13 protein-coding genes are annotated in these 15,849 nt (G+C 70.4%); 9 read left to right on the plus strand and 4 right to left on the minus strand.

Features of this window, described 5'->3' with window-relative positions:
* Positions 1-44 precede the first annotated feature (44 nt).
* Entirely contained in the window at positions 45-1,856 is a 1,812-nt protein-coding gene (locus BM070_RS00255) for a DEAD/DEAH box helicase (RefSeq protein WP_092936450.1), read from the plus strand.
* Positions 1,857-2,125: 269 nt separating this feature from the next.
* Here BM070_RS00255 and BM070_RS00260 read toward each other — a convergent pair whose 3' ends face one another.
* On the minus strand, positions 2,126-2,707 hold the full coding sequence (locus BM070_RS00260) for a superoxide dismutase (RefSeq protein ID WP_092936452.1): 582 nt from the start codon (positions 2,705-2,707) through the stop codon (positions 2,126-2,128).
* A gap of 194 nt (positions 2,708-2,901) precedes the next feature.
* The gene (gene xseA / locus BM070_RS00265) at positions 2,902-4,245 is read right to left on the minus strand and encodes an exodeoxyribonuclease VII large subunit (RefSeq protein WP_092936454.1); all 1,344 of its coding nucleotides are present in this window, start codon (positions 4,243-4,245) and stop codon (positions 2,902-2,904) included.
* A gap of 361 nt (positions 4,246-4,606) precedes the next feature.
* Between xseA and BM070_RS00270 the strand changes: the two genes are divergently transcribed.
* The 6 genes from BM070_RS00270 (at position 4,607) to adk (ending at position 8,682) form a co-directional block, all read left to right on the plus strand.
* A complete protein-coding gene (locus tag BM070_RS00270; protein ID WP_092936456.1) occupies positions 4,607-5,248 on the plus strand; it encodes a MotA/TolQ/ExbB proton channel family protein in 642 nt (213 codons plus the stop codon).
* A gap of 45 nt (positions 5,249-5,293) precedes the next feature.
* Positions 5,294-5,725, plus strand: coding sequence for an ExbD/TolR family protein (locus BM070_RS00275; protein WP_092936458.1), 432 nt, complete (start codon positions 5,294-5,296; stop codon positions 5,723-5,725).
* Positions 5,726-5,770: 45 nt separating this feature from the next.
* Positions 5,771-6,781 carry a tetraacyldisaccharide 4'-kinase gene (gene lpxK / locus BM070_RS00280; protein ID WP_092936460.1) on the plus strand — a complete coding sequence of 337 codons (1,011 nt, stop codon included), beginning with the start codon at positions 5,771-5,773 and terminating at the stop codon, positions 6,779-6,781.
* Positions 6,782-6,882: 101 nt separating this feature from the next.
* Complete coding sequence (locus tag BM070_RS00285; protein ID WP_092936462.1) at positions 6,883-7,068, plus strand: Trm112 family protein; 186 nt, start codon at positions 6,883-6,885, stop codon at positions 7,066-7,068.
* Entirely contained in the window at positions 7,065-7,850 is a 786-nt protein-coding gene (gene kdsB / locus BM070_RS00290) for a 3-deoxy-manno-octulosonate cytidylyltransferase (RefSeq protein ID WP_092936464.1), read from the plus strand. The genes BM070_RS00285 and kdsB overlap by 4 nt, the downstream gene beginning before the upstream one ends.
* Before the next feature lie 175 nt (positions 7,851-8,025).
* Positions 8,026-8,682, plus strand: coding sequence for an adenylate kinase (gene adk / locus BM070_RS00295; RefSeq protein WP_092936466.1), 657 nt, complete (start codon positions 8,026-8,028; stop codon positions 8,680-8,682).
* A 104-nt stretch (positions 8,683-8,786) separates the two neighbouring features.
* On the opposite strand, the gene BM070_RS00300 is transcribed toward adk, so the two are convergent.
* Complete coding sequence (locus tag BM070_RS00300; protein WP_092936468.1) at positions 8,787-9,755, minus strand: asparaginase; 969 nt, start codon at positions 9,753-9,755, stop codon at positions 8,787-8,789.
* An 89-nt stretch (positions 9,756-9,844) separates the two neighbouring features.
* Here BM070_RS00300 and lexA point away from each other — a divergent pair, with 89 nt between their 5' ends.
* Entirely contained in the window at positions 9,845-10,519 is a 675-nt protein-coding gene (lexA, locus tag BM070_RS00305) for a transcriptional repressor LexA (RefSeq protein ID WP_092936470.1), read from the plus strand.
* A 327-nt stretch (positions 10,520-10,846) separates the two neighbouring features.
* The gene (locus BM070_RS25055) at positions 10,847-11,506 is read left to right on the plus strand and encodes a hypothetical protein (RefSeq protein WP_175518384.1); all 660 of its coding nucleotides are present in this window, start codon (positions 10,847-10,849) and stop codon (positions 11,504-11,506) included.
* 167 nt (positions 11,507-11,673) lie between these two features.
* Here the strand turns inward: BM070_RS25055 and hrpA are convergent, their stop codons facing one another.
* On the minus strand, positions 11,674-15,741 hold the full coding sequence (gene hrpA / locus BM070_RS00315) for an ATP-dependent RNA helicase HrpA (protein WP_092937261.1): 4,068 nt from the start codon (positions 15,739-15,741) through the stop codon (positions 11,674-11,676).
* Positions 15,742-15,849 lie beyond the last annotated feature (108 nt).

Here is a 15,849-nt window from a genome sequence, read left to right on the forward strand (position 1 = left end):
GTCAGGCCGATGCCCCAAGTGCCCTGGACAGGGCGCCTCCTTGAATGAACTTTGACGAACTGAATCTGGCCCCAGAGATCCTGAAGGCCGTGCGTGAACAGGGCTACGAAACGCCGACGCCCATCCAGGCACAGGCCATTCCCGCCGTGCTGCAAGGCCACGATCTGCTGGCCGGCGCGCAGACCGGCACCGGCAAGACCGCAGCTTTCACCCTGCCCCTGCTGAACCGCCTCGCCCAAGGCACCGCGCCCAAGAGCCGCTTCGGTGGCAAGGGCGTTCGCGCCCTGGTGCTGACGCCCACGCGTGAACTCGCGGCCCAGGTCGAAGAGTCCGTGCGCGCCTACGGCAAGTACCTCGACATCAGCTCCACCGTCGTCTTCGGCGGCGTGGGCATGAACCCGCAGATCGACCGCATCAAGCGCGGCATCGACGTGCTGGTGGCCACGCCCGGCCGCCTGCTGGACCTGCAGCAGCAGGGCTTCCTCGACCTGTCCACGGTCGAGATCCTGGTGCTCGACGAAGCCGACCGCATGCTGGACATGGGCTTCATCCACGACGTGAAGAAGATCCTGGCGCTGGTGCCCAAGGACAAGCAGAGCCTGCTGTTCTCGGCCACCTTCAGCGACGAGATCCGCGAGCTGGCCGGCACGCTGCTGAAGAACCCGCAGAGCATCCAGGTCACGCCGCGCAACACCACGGTGCAGCGCATCACCCAGGTGATCCACCCCGTGGGCCGCGGCAAGAAGAAGCAGGTGCTGCTGCACATCATCCAGGAACACAACTGGAGCCAGGTGCTGGTCTTCACCCGCACCAAGTTCGGCGCCAACAACGTGGCCGAATTCCTCACCAAGAACGGCGTCATGGCCATGGCGCTGCACGGCAACAAGAGCCAGAGCGCCCGCACCCAGGCCCTGGCCGGCTTCAAGAGCGGCGAGATCCGCGCCCTGGTGGCCACCGACATCGCGGCGCGCGGCATCGACATCGACGAGCTGCCGCACGTCGTCAACTACGAGATCCCGAACGTCCCCGAAGACTACGTCCACCGCATCGGCCGCACGGGCCGTGCCGGCGCCAGCGGCGAGGCCGTGAGCCTGGTCTGCATGGACGAAGAAGGCTTCATGATGGAGATCGAGCGCTTCACCAAGCAGGAGATCCCGGTGCAGGTGCTCGACGGCTTCGGCCCCGAAGCCGGCGAGAAGGCCGAGCCCATCGCCATGGGCCGCCAGACCATCTGGGGCGGCGCCGGCAAGCCGCCGAGCCGCGAAGTCATGCAGGCAGCCGCCAAGGCCGCCCGCAGCGAGATGATGGAACGCATCCGCACCAACAAGGCCGGCCAGGGCCAGGGCGGCGGCGGTGACCGCGGCGGCAAGCCTGCAGGCGGTGGTGGCGGCGGCGGTCAACGCTCCGCCGGCGGCGCCAAGAACGGCGGCGGCAATGGTGGCGGCGGCAACGGCGGCCGCCATGGCGGCCCGCGTGCCGGCGGCGGCGCAGGCCCCCGCGGCCCCGCAGCCCAGCCCGGCCGCAGCGCCCCGCGCAGTGGTGGTGGTGGTGGCGGCGGAGCCCCCCGCTTCGACGACAGCCAGCCTCGCCGTGAGAACGCCCACCTGGTCACCCAGGCCGGCGTGAACCTGGGCGCATCGCGCCACGGCGGCGGCACCGGCGGCGGCCAGCCCGACCCGATGCGCACCAGCGTGGACAGCATGGCCGGCAGCGGCCGCCGTGGCGGTGGCGGCTTCCGTGGCGGCAACGGCGGTGGCTATGGCGGCGGTGGTGGCGGCGGCTACGGCGGCGGCGGCAACCGTGGCGGTGGCCGTGGCGGCCCGCGCGGCGGCGGCGGTGGCGGCTACGGCCGCTGAGCCTTCGCGGCCACTGCATCGGCCCCGCACCCACGGGTGACGGGCTGATGCCCATCGATCGAATCCATCGGATCAAGCAGGCCCTGACGGCTCCCCAGCCGCCAGGGCCTGCTTGTTGGCGGGGGCCGCCCGGCGTGCTGGCGCCTTGCCCCCCTGCCCTGCACCCCCCAAAAAAAAGGCCTGCAAGCGCGATGCTTGCAGGCCTTTGTGCTTGTGGCTTGCCGCTATTGCGGGGAAGAAACCTCCCCCGCAGGCCGCACGCGCGCCGATCAGGCGAAGTTGGCTTCGGCGAACTTCCAGTTGACCAGCTTGTCGAGGAAGGTTTCGACGAACTTGGGGCGCAGGTTGCGGTAGTCGATGTAGTAGGCGTGTTCCCAGACGTCCACCGTCAGCAGGGCCTTGTCGGCCGTGGTCAGGGGGGTGCCGGCGGCGCCCGTGTTCACGATGTCCACGCTGCCGTCGGCCTTCTTGACCAGCCAGGTCCAGCCGGAGCCGAAGTTGCCCACGGCGCTCTTGACGAAGGCTTCCTTGAAGGCGGCGTAGCTGCCCCACTTGGCCTTGATGGCATCGGCCAGCGCGCCGGTGGGCTCGCCGCCGCCTTGGGGGGCCATGCAGTTCCAGAAGAAGGTGTGGTTCCAGATCTGGGCAGCGTTGTTGTAGATGCCGCCGCTGGACTTCTTGATGATCTCTTCGAGAGACATGCTCTCGAATTCGGTGCCCTTTTGCAGGTTGTTCAGGTTCACCACGTACGCGTTGTGGTGCTTGCCGTGGTGGTATTCCAGCGTTTCCTGGCTGTAGTGGGGAGCCAGGGCGTCGATGGCGTAAGGCAGCGGCGGCAGGGTATGTTCCATGGTGAGTCCTTCGTGGGTTGGTTGGAATTCGAGGGCGACCTCCTGGGAAGGTGCCGGTGTGCGCCCGGGAGCCTCGCGGCTCCAGGCGACGCGTGATTGTAGGAAGGAAACGGGGAGCCTCGCTGTAGGCCAGCCGAGCGACCTTGCGGGCAGCGGCGGCGCCCTTCAAGGCCCCGGAAGGCCCCTGGCGACCCCTACAGCAGCCGGCGCTGGGCCACGGTGAGGTCGATCTCGCCTTCGGCCAGCCGGCCCACCAGCGCGTCCCCAGGGCGCACCTGGGCCGGCCGCGTCACGGGCTGGCCATCGGCATCGGTCAGCAGCGCATAGCCGCGCTGCAGCACCAGCCGGGGGTCCAGCAGCTGCAGGCGCAGCGCAGCGCGCTCCAGGCGGTCGGACTGGGCCTGCAGGCGCCGCTCCACCGCCGTGGGCAAACGGGCCTGCAGCGCTTGATTTTCCTGGGTCATGCGCTGCAATTTCAATAGCACCGCATGCCGCAGCCGCTGCGCCTGCCGGGCGAGCTGCAGCTGCTGGCGGCCGACCAGGCCCGAGGGCCGGCCCAGCCGCTGGCCGGCCATGTCCAGCCGCTGGTGGCGCAGGTCCATCTGCCGCTGCACGGCGTCCTGCAGGCGCTCGCCCAGCAGGTCGAGCGCGCCCAGCCACACGGCGCGCGGCTGCGACACCAACTCGGCCGCCGCCGTGGGCGTGGGCGCGCGCAGGTCGGCGCAGAAGTCGGCGATGGTGAAGTCGGTCTCGTGCCCCACGCCGCTCACCAGCGGCACCGGGCTCTGCACGATGGTGCGGGCCAGCTGCTCGTCGTTGAAGGCCCAGAGGTCTTCGATGGAGCCGCCGCCGCGCACCAGGAGGATCACGTCGATGGGCACCGGCTGCCCGCCCTCGCCGCCGGCGCCCGCATCGCCCAGCGGCCCGCTCGCCAGCTCGGCATGCCGATACAGTTTCGATAGCGCGGCGCAGATCGACGCGGGCGCCTGGGCGCCCTGGACCAGGGCCGGCGCCAGCACCACCGGAATGTGCGGCACGCGCCGGCGCAGGGCCGTGACCACGTCGTGCAGCGCCGCCGCACCGGCCGAGGTGACCAGGCCGATGCCGCGCGGCATGAGCGGCAGGGCGCGCTTGCGGGCGCCATCGAACAGCCCTTCGGCCTCCAGCCGGGCCTTGATCCGCATGAACTGCTCGAAGAGCGCGCCCTGCCCTGCGCGCTGCATGCTCTCGACGATGAGCTGCAGGTCGCCGCGCGCCTCATAGACGCCCAGCCGGCCGCGCACCTCGACCAGCTCGCCGTCGCGCGGGGCGAAGTCCAGCAGCCCGGCCGAGCGGCGGAACATGGCGCAGCGCACCTGCCCGTTCGCATCCTTCAGCGTGAAGTAGCAGTGCCCGCTGGCCGCGCGCGAAAATCCCGTGATCTCGCCGCGCACGGCCACCGGGTTGAAGCGCGCCTCCAGCGCGTCAGCAATGGCGCGGCACAGCGCGCCGACCTCCCAGATTCGCGGCGCCGCGCTTGGGTCCGGGCGCTCAAACATCGGCGTGGCGCGGCCTGGCGGGGAGTTGGGCCGTCGCATTAGTCCACAGAAGCAGGGCAGCGGCAGCCATATCACACCCGGAAGGCGCGATGGCCCGCAGAGCCAGCAAATTCGGCCAAGCCATTGATTTACATGCGTTTTTCACTGCGCGTTTTTTCATCAAAGTGTCAAACCCGTGGATTGGCGCCGTCTGGCACGGTGCAAAAGGCAGGTTGCCCACAAAGTTATCCACAGATTTTGTGGGTGAGTGGAGATCGCGGCGCAGACGTGGAATGCGCGGTGCGGGCTGCCGTGCGGCCCGCCCGGGCCGTACCGGCTGGGCCATAATCGCCGGCCGGATTTCATCTGCGCGGAGAGAGAATTGCTGTCGATCATACAAGCCGCAGGCTGGCCCATCTGGCCCTTGATAGCCTGTTCCGTGCTCGCCCTGGCGCTGGTGCTGGAGCGCTTCACCGCGCTGCGCACGAGCCGGGTCGCCCCCCCGAAACTGCTGGACGAAGCCATCGCCGTCTCGGCCCGCGCCGTGCCCACGCCCGACGTGGTCAACCAGCTGGCGCAGAACTCCGCCCTGGGCGAGGTGCTGGCCACCGGCCTGCGCACGCTCAACAGCCAGCCGCAGAGCACCGAGGCCGATCTGCGCTCCGCCATGGAAGGCGCCGGCCGCGCCGTCGCGCACCGCCTGGAGAAGTACCTGAACGCGTTGGCGACCATCGCCTCGGCCGCGCCGCTGCTGGGCCTGCTGGGCACCGTCATCGGCATGATCGACATCTTCGGCTCGCAGGCCGGTGCGGGCACCGCCAGCCAGGCCATGGGCGGGGGCAACCCGGCGCAGCTGGCGCACGGCATCTCCATCGCGCTCTACAACACCGCCTTCGGACTGATCGTGGCCATTCCCACGCTGATCTTCTGGCGCTATTTCCGCAGCCGCGTCGATGCCTACCTGCTGACGCTGGAGCTGGCGGCCGAGCAGTTCCTGCGCCACCTCAACCGGCTGCGCAAGTAAGCCAGCGCCCCGCCCGAGCCCCCCCTCGCCCGCCTGCCGCACGCCATGAACTTCCGCCCCCGCACCCAGGATGCGCCCGAGATCAACCTGATCCCGTTCATCGACGTGCTGCTGGTGATCCTCATCTTCCTGATGCTGTCCACCACCTACAGCAAGTTCACCGAGCTGCAGCTGACCCTGCCGGTGGCCGACGCCGAACAGCAGCGCGACCGGCCGCGGGAGATCATCGTCTCGGTGTCCGCCGACGGCCGCTACGCCATCAACAAGGCCGCCGTGGAGGGCAAGGCCGTCGAAGGCGTGGCCCGCGCCCTGCAGGCGGCGGCATCGGCCACCGGCAAGGACAGCATCGTCATCATCAGCGCCGACGCCTCGTCCCCCCACCAGTCGGTGGTCACCGTGATGGAGGCCGCGCGGCGCGTGGGCCTCTCGCAGATCACCTTCGCCACCCAGTCTTCCGGCAAGGCCGCCGCACGCTAGCGCGCGGCCGAACCCGCTCCTCTTCTCCCTCGCACAACGCCCCTCATGGCCGCCACGCTGCACAAAGCCTGGTCGCGGCGCGGCCCCGTGGCCTGCTGCCTGCTGCCTATCGCCTGGCTCTACGGCGGGCTGACGGCCGCGCGCCGCGCGCTCTATGCCGCCGGGCTGCTGGGCAGCTATCGGGCCGCGGTGCCGGTCGTGGTGGTGGGCAACGTGATCGCCGGCGGCGCGGGCAAGACCCCGGTCACGCAGGCCGTGGTGCGCCATCTGCAGGCGCATGGGTGGCAGCCGGGCATCGTCTCGCGCGGCTACGGGCGCAGCACCAGCGACTGCCGCGCCGTGCTGCCGCACAGCACGGCTGCAGAGGTCGGCGACGAACCCGCGCTGCTGGCCCGCAGCACGGGTGCGCCGGTCTTCGTCGCGGCCAGGCGCGCCGAGGCGGCCCAGGCGCTGCTGGACGCCTGCCCGGGCATCGACGTCATCGTCTGCGACGACGGGCTGCAGCACCTGGCTCTCGCCCGCGACATCGAGCTGTGCGTGTTCAACGACGAAGGCGTGGGCAACGGCTGGCTGCTGCCCGCCGGCCCGCTGCGCGAACCCTGGCCCCGGCCCGTGGACGCCGTGCTGCACGCCGGCCCCTGCCCCGCAGGCACCACGGCCCCGGCCTTCCCGCTGCAGCGCGGGCTGGCCGCCGAAGCCGTGCGTGCCGACGGCAGCCGCGTGCCGCTCGCCTCGCTGCGCGGCCAGCCGCTGCATGCGGTGGCGGCCATCGCCCGGCCGCACGACTTCTTCCAGATGCTCCGCGGCCAAGGCCTGACCCTGGCCCGCACCGAAGGCCTGCCCGACCACTATGATTTCGATAGCTGGCAGCCCGCCAGCGACGCGGGCCAGACGCTGATCTGCACCGAGAAAGACGCCGTCAAGCTCTGGGCCCGCCACCCCCAGGCGCTGGCCGTGCCGCTCGCGGTGCAGCTGCCGGCCGCGTTCTTCGCGCTGCTGGATGCCCGGCTCGCCCGGGCGCAGGCCGCGTCGCTATCATCGGCGGCATCCGGCTGACCCGGACAGCGCCGCACGGCCTCCTGCGCGAGGCGCGGCCTGCCGACCCGCCGCCCTTTTCCCGACCCCATAACCCCTTCCGCCCCGCGCGGCCCCAAGCCATGGACTCCAAACTGCTCGAACTGCTGGTCTGCCCCGTCACCAAAGGGCCTCTTTCCTTCGACCGCGAACGCCAGGAACTGGTCTCGCGCAGCGCCCGCCTGGCCTATCCGGTGCGCGACGGCATTCCCGTGCTGCTCGAAAACGAGGCCCGCACGCTGACCGACGAGGAAATCGAGGCCGCATGAGCCAGGCCGCGCCCGAATTCACCGTGCTGATCCCGGCGCGCCTGGCCTCCAGCCGCCTGCCGGACAAGCCCCTGGCCGACATCGCCGGCCTGCCCATGGTGGTGCGCGTGGCGCAGCGCGCCGCGCAGAGCGGCGCCCGCCGCGTCGTGGTGGCCGCCGATGACCAGCGCATCCTCGATGCCTGCAGCCGCCACGGCGTGCAGGCCGTGCTGACCCGCCCCGACCACGCCAGCGGCAGCGACCGGCTGGCCGAAGCCTGCGAGCTGCTGGGCCTGGCCGGCGACGACATCGTGGTCAACGTGCAGGGCGACGAGCCGCTCATCGACCCGGCCCTGATCGACGCCGTGGCCGGCCTGCTGCCCGCCCGACCCGACGCCCGCATGGGCACGGCCGCCCACCCCATCGACACGGTGGAGGACTACCTCAACCCCAACGTGGTGAAGGTGGTGCTGGACGGCCGGGGCCTGGCGCACTACTTCAGCCGCGCGCCCATTCCGCACGCCCGCGACCATGCCGCCGGCACCGCCTGGTGGAAGACCGCCGAAGCGGTGCAGGCCGGCCATGCGCCGCTGCGCCACATCGGTCTCTACAGCTACCGCGCCGGCTTCCTGCGCGAATTTCCGCAGCTACCGCCCGCGCCCACCGAACGGCTCGAGGCGCTGGAACAGCTGCGCGCGCTCTGGCACGGCCACCGCATCGCGGTGCATGTGACCGATGCCTCGCCGGGCCCGGGCGTGGACACGCCGGCCGACCTGGAGCGCGTGCGCACGCTGCTGGGCTGAAGAACACCGGCGCCGCGCCTGCCGCGGCACCGCTAGCAGCCGCTTGCGTCGTGCCGATGACGCGTCAGTTTGGTGCAGTTATCGCGTGCTATCCTCGCCCGCAATGATTGCACCCGGCTGGCGCACGCCCGCCTGCGGCCGGTTGCCAGCCAAATTCAACATTGAGAGGACATCCATGAAGCTGATTCTTTTGGGCGCGCCCGGCGCAGGAAAGGGCACCCAGGCCGCGTTCATCTGCAAGCAATACGGCATTCCGCAGATCTCCACCGGCGACATGCTGCGCGCAGCCGTCAAGGCCGGCACGCCGCTGGGTCTGCAGGCCAAGGCCGTCATGGATGCCGGCCAGCTGGTCAGCGACGACCTCATCATCAATCTGGTGAAGGAACGCATCGCCCAGCCCGACTGCGCGCAAGGCTTCCTGTTCGACGGCTTCCCTCGCACCATCCCGCAGGCCGACGCGATGAAGTCCGCCGGCGTGAAGCTCGACTACGTGCTGGAGATCGACGTGCCCTTCGATGCCATCATCGAACGCATGAGCGGCCGCCGCTCGCACCCGGCCAGCGGCCGCACCTACCACGTCAAGTTCAACCCGCCCAAGGTCGACGGCAAGGACGACGTGACGGGCGAAGACCTGATCCAGCGCGAGGACGACAAGGAAGAGACCGTCAAGAAGCGCCTCGAGGTGTACAGCGCCCAGACCCGTCCGCTGGTCGATTACTACTCCACCTGGGCCCGGCAAGATGCCGACAACGCCCCCAAGTACCGCGCCATCAGCGGCACGGGCACGGTGGAAGAGATCACGCAGCGCGCGCTGCAGGCGCTCTCCCACTGACAGGCTCCCGGCTTCCTTCAGCCCCGTTGACGGGCTGAAGGCGCCCAAGAAAAACGCCCCGCACTGCGGGGCGTTTTGCATGGGGCGATCCCGCCGGTGAGCGATCAGCCCTTCCGCGCTGCCAGCAGTTCCAGCAGCAGGGAGACGCGCAGCTTCACCGCACCCAGGCCCGCCTCGTCGGCCACCAGCGCATCCCCGGGGCGCGGCAGCACCCGGCCCAGGGCGCAGCGCGAGGTCACGCGCACCCGCACGCCCGCCGCCTGGGCCCGCAGCAAGGCGGCCTCCAGATCCTGGTGCAGCGTGCCGTTGCCCGTGGCGGCCACGGCCAGCCCATCGATTCCATCAGCCACCAGCAGATCCACCAGACGGCCGCTGGCGCCGGCATGGCTCATCACAACCTCCACGCGCGGCCAGGCCGCGGCCGGCTCGGCCAGCCAGGCCAACGCGCCAGGGTAGACCGCCGCCGCATCGGGCCAGTCGCGGGCCAGGCGCACCCGGCCCTCCTCCACCCAGCCCAGCGGGCCGGCATCGCCCGAGTCGAACGCATCCACGCGGTAGGGATGCACCTTGCGCACCTGCGCGGCGCCGTGCAGCACGCCGGCCGCCACCGCCACCACGCCGCGCGCACCCGGCGTCGCCGCGACTGCGAAGGCGTCGAGCAGGTTCTGCGGGCCATCGGGCGCCAGCGCCGTGGCCGGGCGCATCGCGCAGGTCAGCACCACCGGCTTGGAAGCCTCCAGCACCAGCCGCAGGAACCAGGCGGTTTCCTCCAGCGTGTCGGTGCCGTGCGTGATGACGATGCCCTGCACCTGCGGGTCCGCCAGATGCGCCTGGCAGCGCTGCGCCAGCCGCAGCCAGACGCCGAAATCCATGTCCTTGCTGTCCAGCTGCGCGACCTGTTCGGCGACCAGCTCGCCGCCGGCCACCCGCGCCAGGCCCGGCACGGCGCCCAGCAATTGCTGCACGCCCACCTGCCCGGCCTTGTAGCCGATGTTGTCCGCCCCATCGCTGGCCGTTCCGGCAATCGTGCCGCCCGTGCCCAGCACCACCATTTTTCTAGCGCCCACTTGCATCCTTCAAAAAACTGGTCAAAAATACAGTTACTGGATTAAAAAACAGTCCCGCCGGTCTTCCGGTCACCGCTTCGCACTGGAACCTCGCCATGCTCGATAGCCCCAAGCTCACCGCCCGCCAGCAGCAGATCCTGGATCTCATCCAGACCGCCATCTCGCGCACCGGCGCACCGCCCACCCGGGCCGAAATCGCCGCGGAACTCGGGTTCAAGTCCGCCAACGCGGCCGAAGAACACTTGCAGGCCCTGGCCCGCAAGGGCGTGATCGAACTGGTCAGCGGCACCTCGCGCGGCATCCGCCTGCGCAGCGACACCGTGCGCTCCATCAACGCGGCACGCGGCACGCAGTTCCATCTGCCCATTCCCGGCCTCTCGCAGCTCATGCTGCCGCTCATCGGCCGCGTGGCTGCAGGCTCGCCGATTCTCGCCCAGGAACACGTGGACCAGACCTACAGCGTGGAAGGCAGCCTGTTCCAGCACAAGCCCGACTACCTGCTCAAGGTGCGCGGCATGTCCATGCGCGACGCCGGCATCATGGACGGCGACCTGCTGGCCGTGCAGGCCACGCGCGAGGCCCGCAACGGCCAGATCATCGTCGCCCGGCTGGGTGACGACGTCACCGTCAAGCGGCTGCGCCGCACCGGCAGCGGCATCGAACTGCTGCCGGAGAACCCCGATTACCCCGTCATCACCGTCCAGCCCGGCGAGCCCTTCGAAATCGAAGGCCTCGCCGTCGGACTCATCCGCAACACCATGCTGATGTGACGGCGCACGGCGCGCCGCAGGTGGCGGGCGTCTGGCCGTAGTGTGGGAGTGCAGCGCACAGCGCTGCGCCGCCCAGCCCTACAGGCCAACCCTGCGGCGAGTCGCCCAATGGCAATCCTGCCTGTGTTCAACCCTCCGTGCCCCCGCACGAAGCCGGCAGATCGAACGCATGGTGTGACGGACGGAGCGAAGGGCCCATCGATCGACGCAAGGCGCGCAATGCACGCAGCGGATCGACCCACAGCAAGGCAGTCGGCCTCGTCCTCGTCCACCGAATGCAGATCCCGCCGGCGCAGTGCGCGGCACGAACCACGATGGAGTTTTCACATGGGAATTGCCCTGATCGCCCTCACTTCGCTGTCGCAGCCCGTCAAGGCGCTGACCCAGTTCCTGGGTGGCCCTGCCCGCCACAAGAGCCTGCCGCTGCCGCAAACGGCCGATGCCGCGCGGCCCGCCGCCGCCGCTCCCGCCACGGCCGCGCCTGACGCCACGCAGCCGCCTGCAAGCCAGCACACCGCAGGGCAGCTCCCGGCCTGGACGGCGGCGGCAACCGCTTCCGCAGGCACCGCCGTGGCGCTAGCCACATCCACGGGCGCACTCAAGCCCTACGTCGTCCCCCGCCCGTCCAGGCGCCGGCTCGCTGGAGGAATCAAGCGGCCATCCGCCGCACCGACTGCCTCCGTCATGCCTGCCGATGCCGCGCCAGCCCCTGCGCCCCGGCCTGCAGCGATGCCGTGGATGAATGCACCCGCAGCCCTGGCCTTCGCGGCTCCAGCGGCCAATGCGGACCGCTTCCACCCTGCCGGTGCCTCGGTCGCCGCAGACGCCGCCAGCAAGACCCGCAGCGCAGCGCCCCGCCCTCTGCTGCGGGTGCTGCGCCGAGTGCAGGTGGGCGATCCGGCACGGCTGGTGATCTCCGGCCGCATGGCCGACGTGTGCGCCGAGCTGGACCGGCTGGCCGCCTCGGAAGCCCGGCTGGCGCTGTAACCACCCCTGCGCGCCACTGCACCGGCCATGAAGGCGTGGCCGGCGCCAGCCCACCCAACCCCACAGCATCACAGTGGCGGGATGCGAAGCTCTGGCGGTTCAAGATGCGAGGACCGCACCCTGAGCCGGCCGCAAGGCGCCCGCGCCCGCCCAGTCAACCCGACACCTCACGTATTGATCTGCGCCCAGAGCTTGTCCAGCCGCTTCACGCTCACCGGCTGGGGCGTGCGCAGCTCCTGCGCGAAGAAGCTCACGCGCAGCTCCTCCAGCAGCCAGCGCAGCTCCTGCATGCGCGCATCGACCTGGCCTTTGCGTTCGGCCACCAGACGCCAGTAGCGCTGCTCCTGCGGGCGCAGCTCCGCCAGGCGGGAGGCATCGCGTGCCGGGTCGGCACGGTATTTATCCAGCCGCAGCGTGATGGCCTTGAGGTAGCGCGGAAAGTGCGCCAGCTGCGCCCAGGGCGCGGCAGCGATGAACTGCTTGGGCATCAGGCGCTGCAGCTGCTGCTGGGCGTCCTGCGTGGCCTCGGGCGCGTTCTTGGTGTCCTTGATCTTGCGCACGGCGGCGGCGTATTCGACCAGGATGGTGCCGGCCAGGCGCGCCACCTCGTTGGCGATGAGCGTCAGGCGGCCCCGGCCTTCGTCCACGCGGCGCTTGAAGTCGGCCTCGTGGGTGGGCAGCGGGTCCTGCAGGAAGGCGCGGTCCAGGGCGATGTCGAGGATCTGGCTGCGCAGCTCTTCCTGCGTGCCCAGCGGCATGTAGGCCACGGCCATCTTCTGCAGGTCGGGGATGTTCTTTTCCAGGTACTTGAGCGCGTCCTTGATCTGCAGCGCGAACAGGCGCCGCAGGCCCGCGCGGTGCCTGGCCGCTGCCACCTCGGGTTCGTCGAACACCTCGATGCTGACGGCATCGCCGCCGTCGATCAGGGCCGGAAAGCCGATCAGCGTCTGGCCGCCCTTGCGGATCTCCATCAGCTCGGGCAGCTCGCCGAAGGTCCAGGCGGTGTAGCGCTGGCCCGCGGGCACCGCCGGTGCGGCAGGGGCCGCTGCCGGTGCCGGGGCACCCGCGCCCCGCCTTGCTTCGTTTTTGATAGCTGACTGCACAGGCTGGTCCTGGGCTGCGGGCTCTTTTTTCCCCGCACCCTGGCCCAGCTTCAGCCCGGCCAGCGCCTGGAAGGCGCCGCGCGCCTTGGCGCCCCATTCGGCCTTGAGCGCGCCCAGGTTGCGGCCATGGCCCAGCTGGCGGCCATGCTCGTCGACGACGCGGAAGTTCATGAACAGGTGCGGGCTCAGCATGTCGAGCTTGAAGTCCGCGCGCTTCACGTCGAGCGAGGTCTCATCACGCACCTGCTTGAGCAGCGCATCGGTCAGGCTGCCCTGGCCGAAGCGCTCGGGGGCGCTGAACAGCTCGGCGATGCGCGCCGCGCTCTCGGGCAGCGGCACGAAGCGGCTGCGCGGGCGCTGCGGCAGGCTTTTCAGCAGGGCCTGGATCTTGGCCTGCAGCATGCCGGGCACCAGCCATTCGCAGCGCTCGTCGCTGACCTGGTTGAGCACGAAGAGCGGCACCGTGACGGTCAGGCCGTCGCGCGCGTCGCCGGGCTCGTGCAGGTAGCTCGCGGCGCAGTCCACGCCGCCCAGGCGCACGGTCTTCGGGAAGGCGTTGCTGGTGATGCCGGCGGCCTCGTGCCGCATCAGCTCTTCGCGGGTGAGCTTGAGCAGGTCCGGATTCTGGCGCGAGGCCTCGCCATACCAGGCCTCGAAGCCCGCGCCGGTGCAGATGTCGGCCGGCAGCTGCTGGTCGTAGAAGGCGTAGATCAGCTCGTCATCCACCAGCACGTCCTGCCGGCGCGACTTGTGCTCCAGCTCTTCCACCTTGGCGATGAGCTTCTGGTTGGCGGCGAGGAACGGCAGGCGCGTCTCCCACTGCCCGCCCACCAGCGCCTCGCGGATGAAGATCTCGCGCGCGGCATGCGGATCGACCTTGCCGAAGTTGACGCGCCGGTTGTTGTAGATGACCAGGCCGTAAAGCGTGGCCCGCTCCAGCGCCGAGACCTGCGCGGCCTTCTTCTCCCAGTGCGGGTCCAGCAGCTGTTTCTTGAGCAGGTGGCCGCCGATCTGCTCGACCCATTGCGGCTCGATGGCGGCGATGCCGCGGCCGAAGAGCCGCGTGGTCTCGACCAGCTCGGCCGCGACGATCCAGCGCCCGGGCTTCTTGTTCAGGTGGGCGCCCGGGTGCTTGTAGAACTTGATGCCGCGCGCGCCCAGGTACCAGTCTTCCTCGTCGCTCTTGGCGCCCACGTTGCCCAGCAGGCCCGCGAGCATCGAGAGGTGGATCTGCTCGTAGCCGGCGGGGCTGGTGTTGAGCTTCCAGCGGTGCTCGGTCACCACCGTGAGCAGCTGGGTGTGGATGTCGCGCCACTCGCGCAGGCGGCGGATGCTGATGAAGTTCTGCCGCAGCAGCGATTCGTACTGGCGGTTGCTGAGCTTGTGGGTGGGCTGCTCCGCCGCCGAGGCCGCCGCCGCCGTATCGGCGGGCTCGTGCACAGCCGTCAGGCGCTGGGCCACCGGCAGGCTGGCCTGGGCGCGCGTGCCCTGCCGGGCGGCGCGCTGGGCAGCTTCTTTCTGCGCCCGGGCCGACGGCAGGCTGGGCGCACCGCCGCGCGCCTCGTTGATCCACTTCCAGAGCTTGAGGTAGCCGCTGAACTCGCTCTTCTCGTCGTCGAACTTGGCATGCGCCTGGTCGGCCTGCTGCTGCGCTTCCAGCGGCCGGTCGCGCACGTCCTGCACCGACAGGGCCGAGGCGATGACCAGCACCTCCTCCAGCGCCTGGCGCTCGCGCGCCTCCAGGATCATGCGGCCCACGCGCGGGTCCAGCGGCAGGCGCGACAGCTCCACGCCCATGGGCGTGAGCTCGTTGGCGTCATCCACCGCGCCCAGTTCGCCCAGCAGCTGGTAGCCGTCGGCGATGGCGCGGCCCGAAGGCGCCTCGATGAACGGGAACTGCGCCACGTCGCCCAGGTGCAGCGACTTCATGCGCAGGATGACGCCGGCCAGCGACGAGCGCAGGATTTCCGGGTCGGTGAAGCGCGGGCGGCTGTTGAAGTCCGCCTCGTCGTAGAGGCGGATGCAGATGCCGTTGGCCACCCGGCCGCAACGGCCGGCGCGCTGGTTGGCCGCCGCCTGGCTCACCGGCTCGATCAGCAGCTGCTCCACCTTGCTACGGAAGCTGTAGCGCTTGACCCGCGCCGTGCCTGCGTCGATGACGTAGCGGATGCCCGGCACGGTGAGCGAGGTCTCGGCCACGTTGGTGGCCAGCACGATGCGCCGGCCGGTGTGACCCTCGAAGATGCGGTCCTGCTCGGCCTGCGACAGGCGGGCGAAGAGCGGCAGCACCTCGGCATTGCGCATCACGGGCTGGTGGGCGAGGTGCTTGCGCAGATGGTCGGCGGCCTCGCGGATCTCGCGTTCGCCGGGCAGGAAGATCAGGATGTCGCCGCCCGCATTGCCGGCCCAGAGCTCGTCCACGCCGTCGGCGATGGCTTCGTTCAGGCCGTAGTCGCGGCTGTCCTCGAAGGGCCGGTAGCGCTGCTCCACCGGAAAGGTGCGCCCGGAGACGTAGATCACGGGAGCCGGCCCCTTGGCCGATTCGAAGTGCTTGGCGAACCGATCCGCGTCGATGGTGGCCGAGGTGACGACGATCTTCAGGTCCGGCCGGCGCGGCAGGATCTGGCGCAGGTAGCCCAGCAGGAAGTCGATGTTCAGGCTGCGCTCGTGGGCCTCGTCGATGATGAGGGTGTCGTAGGCCTTGAGCAGCGGGTCGGTCTGCGTTTCGGCCAGCAGGATGCCGTCGGTCATCAGTTTGACCGAGGCGCCCTTGGAGAGCCGGTCCTGGAAGCGCACCTTGTAGCCCACCACCTCGCCCAGCGGCGTCTTCAGCTCCTCGGCGATGCGCTTGGCCACGCTGCTGGCCGCGATGCGGCGCGGCTGGGTGTGGCCGATGAGCTGGCCTTTCTCGCCCGGGCGGGCATTGCACCGGCCGCGGCCCAGGGCCAGCGCGATCTTGGGCAGCTGGGTGGTCTTGCCGGAGCCGGTTTCGCCGCACACGATGATGACCTGGTGCTGCCGCAGGGCGGCCATGATCTCGTCGCGCTTGCCCGAAACGGGCAGGGATTCGGGGAATTCGATGCGCAGCGCGGGCGCGGCGGGCGGAAGGTGGGAAGGCGCGGATTCGTTCATGAAGGGCTGCATTATCCGAGCCCGCCGCCGCTGCCGTGCGATCCGCAGCGCATGGCCCCGCCGGCAGGGGCACGGGGCCCGCGCTGCCCCGGTTGCCGGCCCGGTGCA

Source organism: Paracidovorax wautersii (assembly GCF_900113035.1).
In the GTDB taxonomy this organism is placed as follows: Bacteria; Pseudomonadota; Gammaproteobacteria; order Burkholderiales; family Burkholderiaceae_C; genus Paracidovorax; species Paracidovorax wautersii.

Coding starts and splice junctions, on each gene's coding strand:
- BM070_RS00275 (WP_092936458.1), top strand. CDS start 5,294: ATGAACTTCCGCCCCCGCACCCAGGATGCGCCCGAGATCAACCTGATC.
- BM070_RS00285 (WP_092936462.1), top strand. CDS start 6,883: ATGGACTCCAAACTGCTCGAACTGCTGGTCTGCCCCGTCACCAAAGGG.
- BM070_RS00260 (WP_092936452.1), bottom strand. CDS start 2,707: ATGGAACATACCCTGCCGCCGCTGCCTTACGCCATCGACGCCCTGGCT.
- BM070_RS00300 (WP_092936468.1), bottom strand. CDS start 9,755: ATGCAAGTGGGCGCTAGAAAAATGGTGGTGCTGGGCACGGGCGGCACG.
- adk (WP_092936466.1), top strand. CDS start 8,026: ATGAAGCTGATTCTTTTGGGCGCGCCCGGCGCAGGAAAGGGCACCCAG.
- kdsB (WP_092936464.1), top strand. CDS start 7,065: ATGAGCCAGGCCGCGCCCGAATTCACCGTGCTGATCCCGGCGCGCCTG.
- BM070_RS00255 (WP_092936450.1), top strand. CDS start 45: ATGAACTTTGACGAACTGAATCTGGCCCCAGAGATCCTGAAGGCCGTG.
- lexA (WP_092936470.1), top strand. CDS start 9,845: ATGCTCGATAGCCCCAAGCTCACCGCCCGCCAGCAGCAGATCCTGGAT.
- lpxK (WP_092936460.1), top strand. CDS start 5,771: ATGGCCGCCACGCTGCACAAAGCCTGGTCGCGGCGCGGCCCCGTGGCC.
- hrpA (WP_092937261.1), bottom strand. CDS start 15,741: ATGAACGAATCCGCGCCTTCCCACCTTCCGCCCGCCGCGCCCGCGCTG.
- xseA (WP_092936454.1), bottom strand. CDS start 4,245: ATGTTTGAGCGCCCGGACCCAAGCGCGGCGCCGCGAATCTGGGAGGTC.
- BM070_RS25055 (WP_175518384.1), top strand. CDS start 10,847: ATGGGAATTGCCCTGATCGCCCTCACTTCGCTGTCGCAGCCCGTCAAG.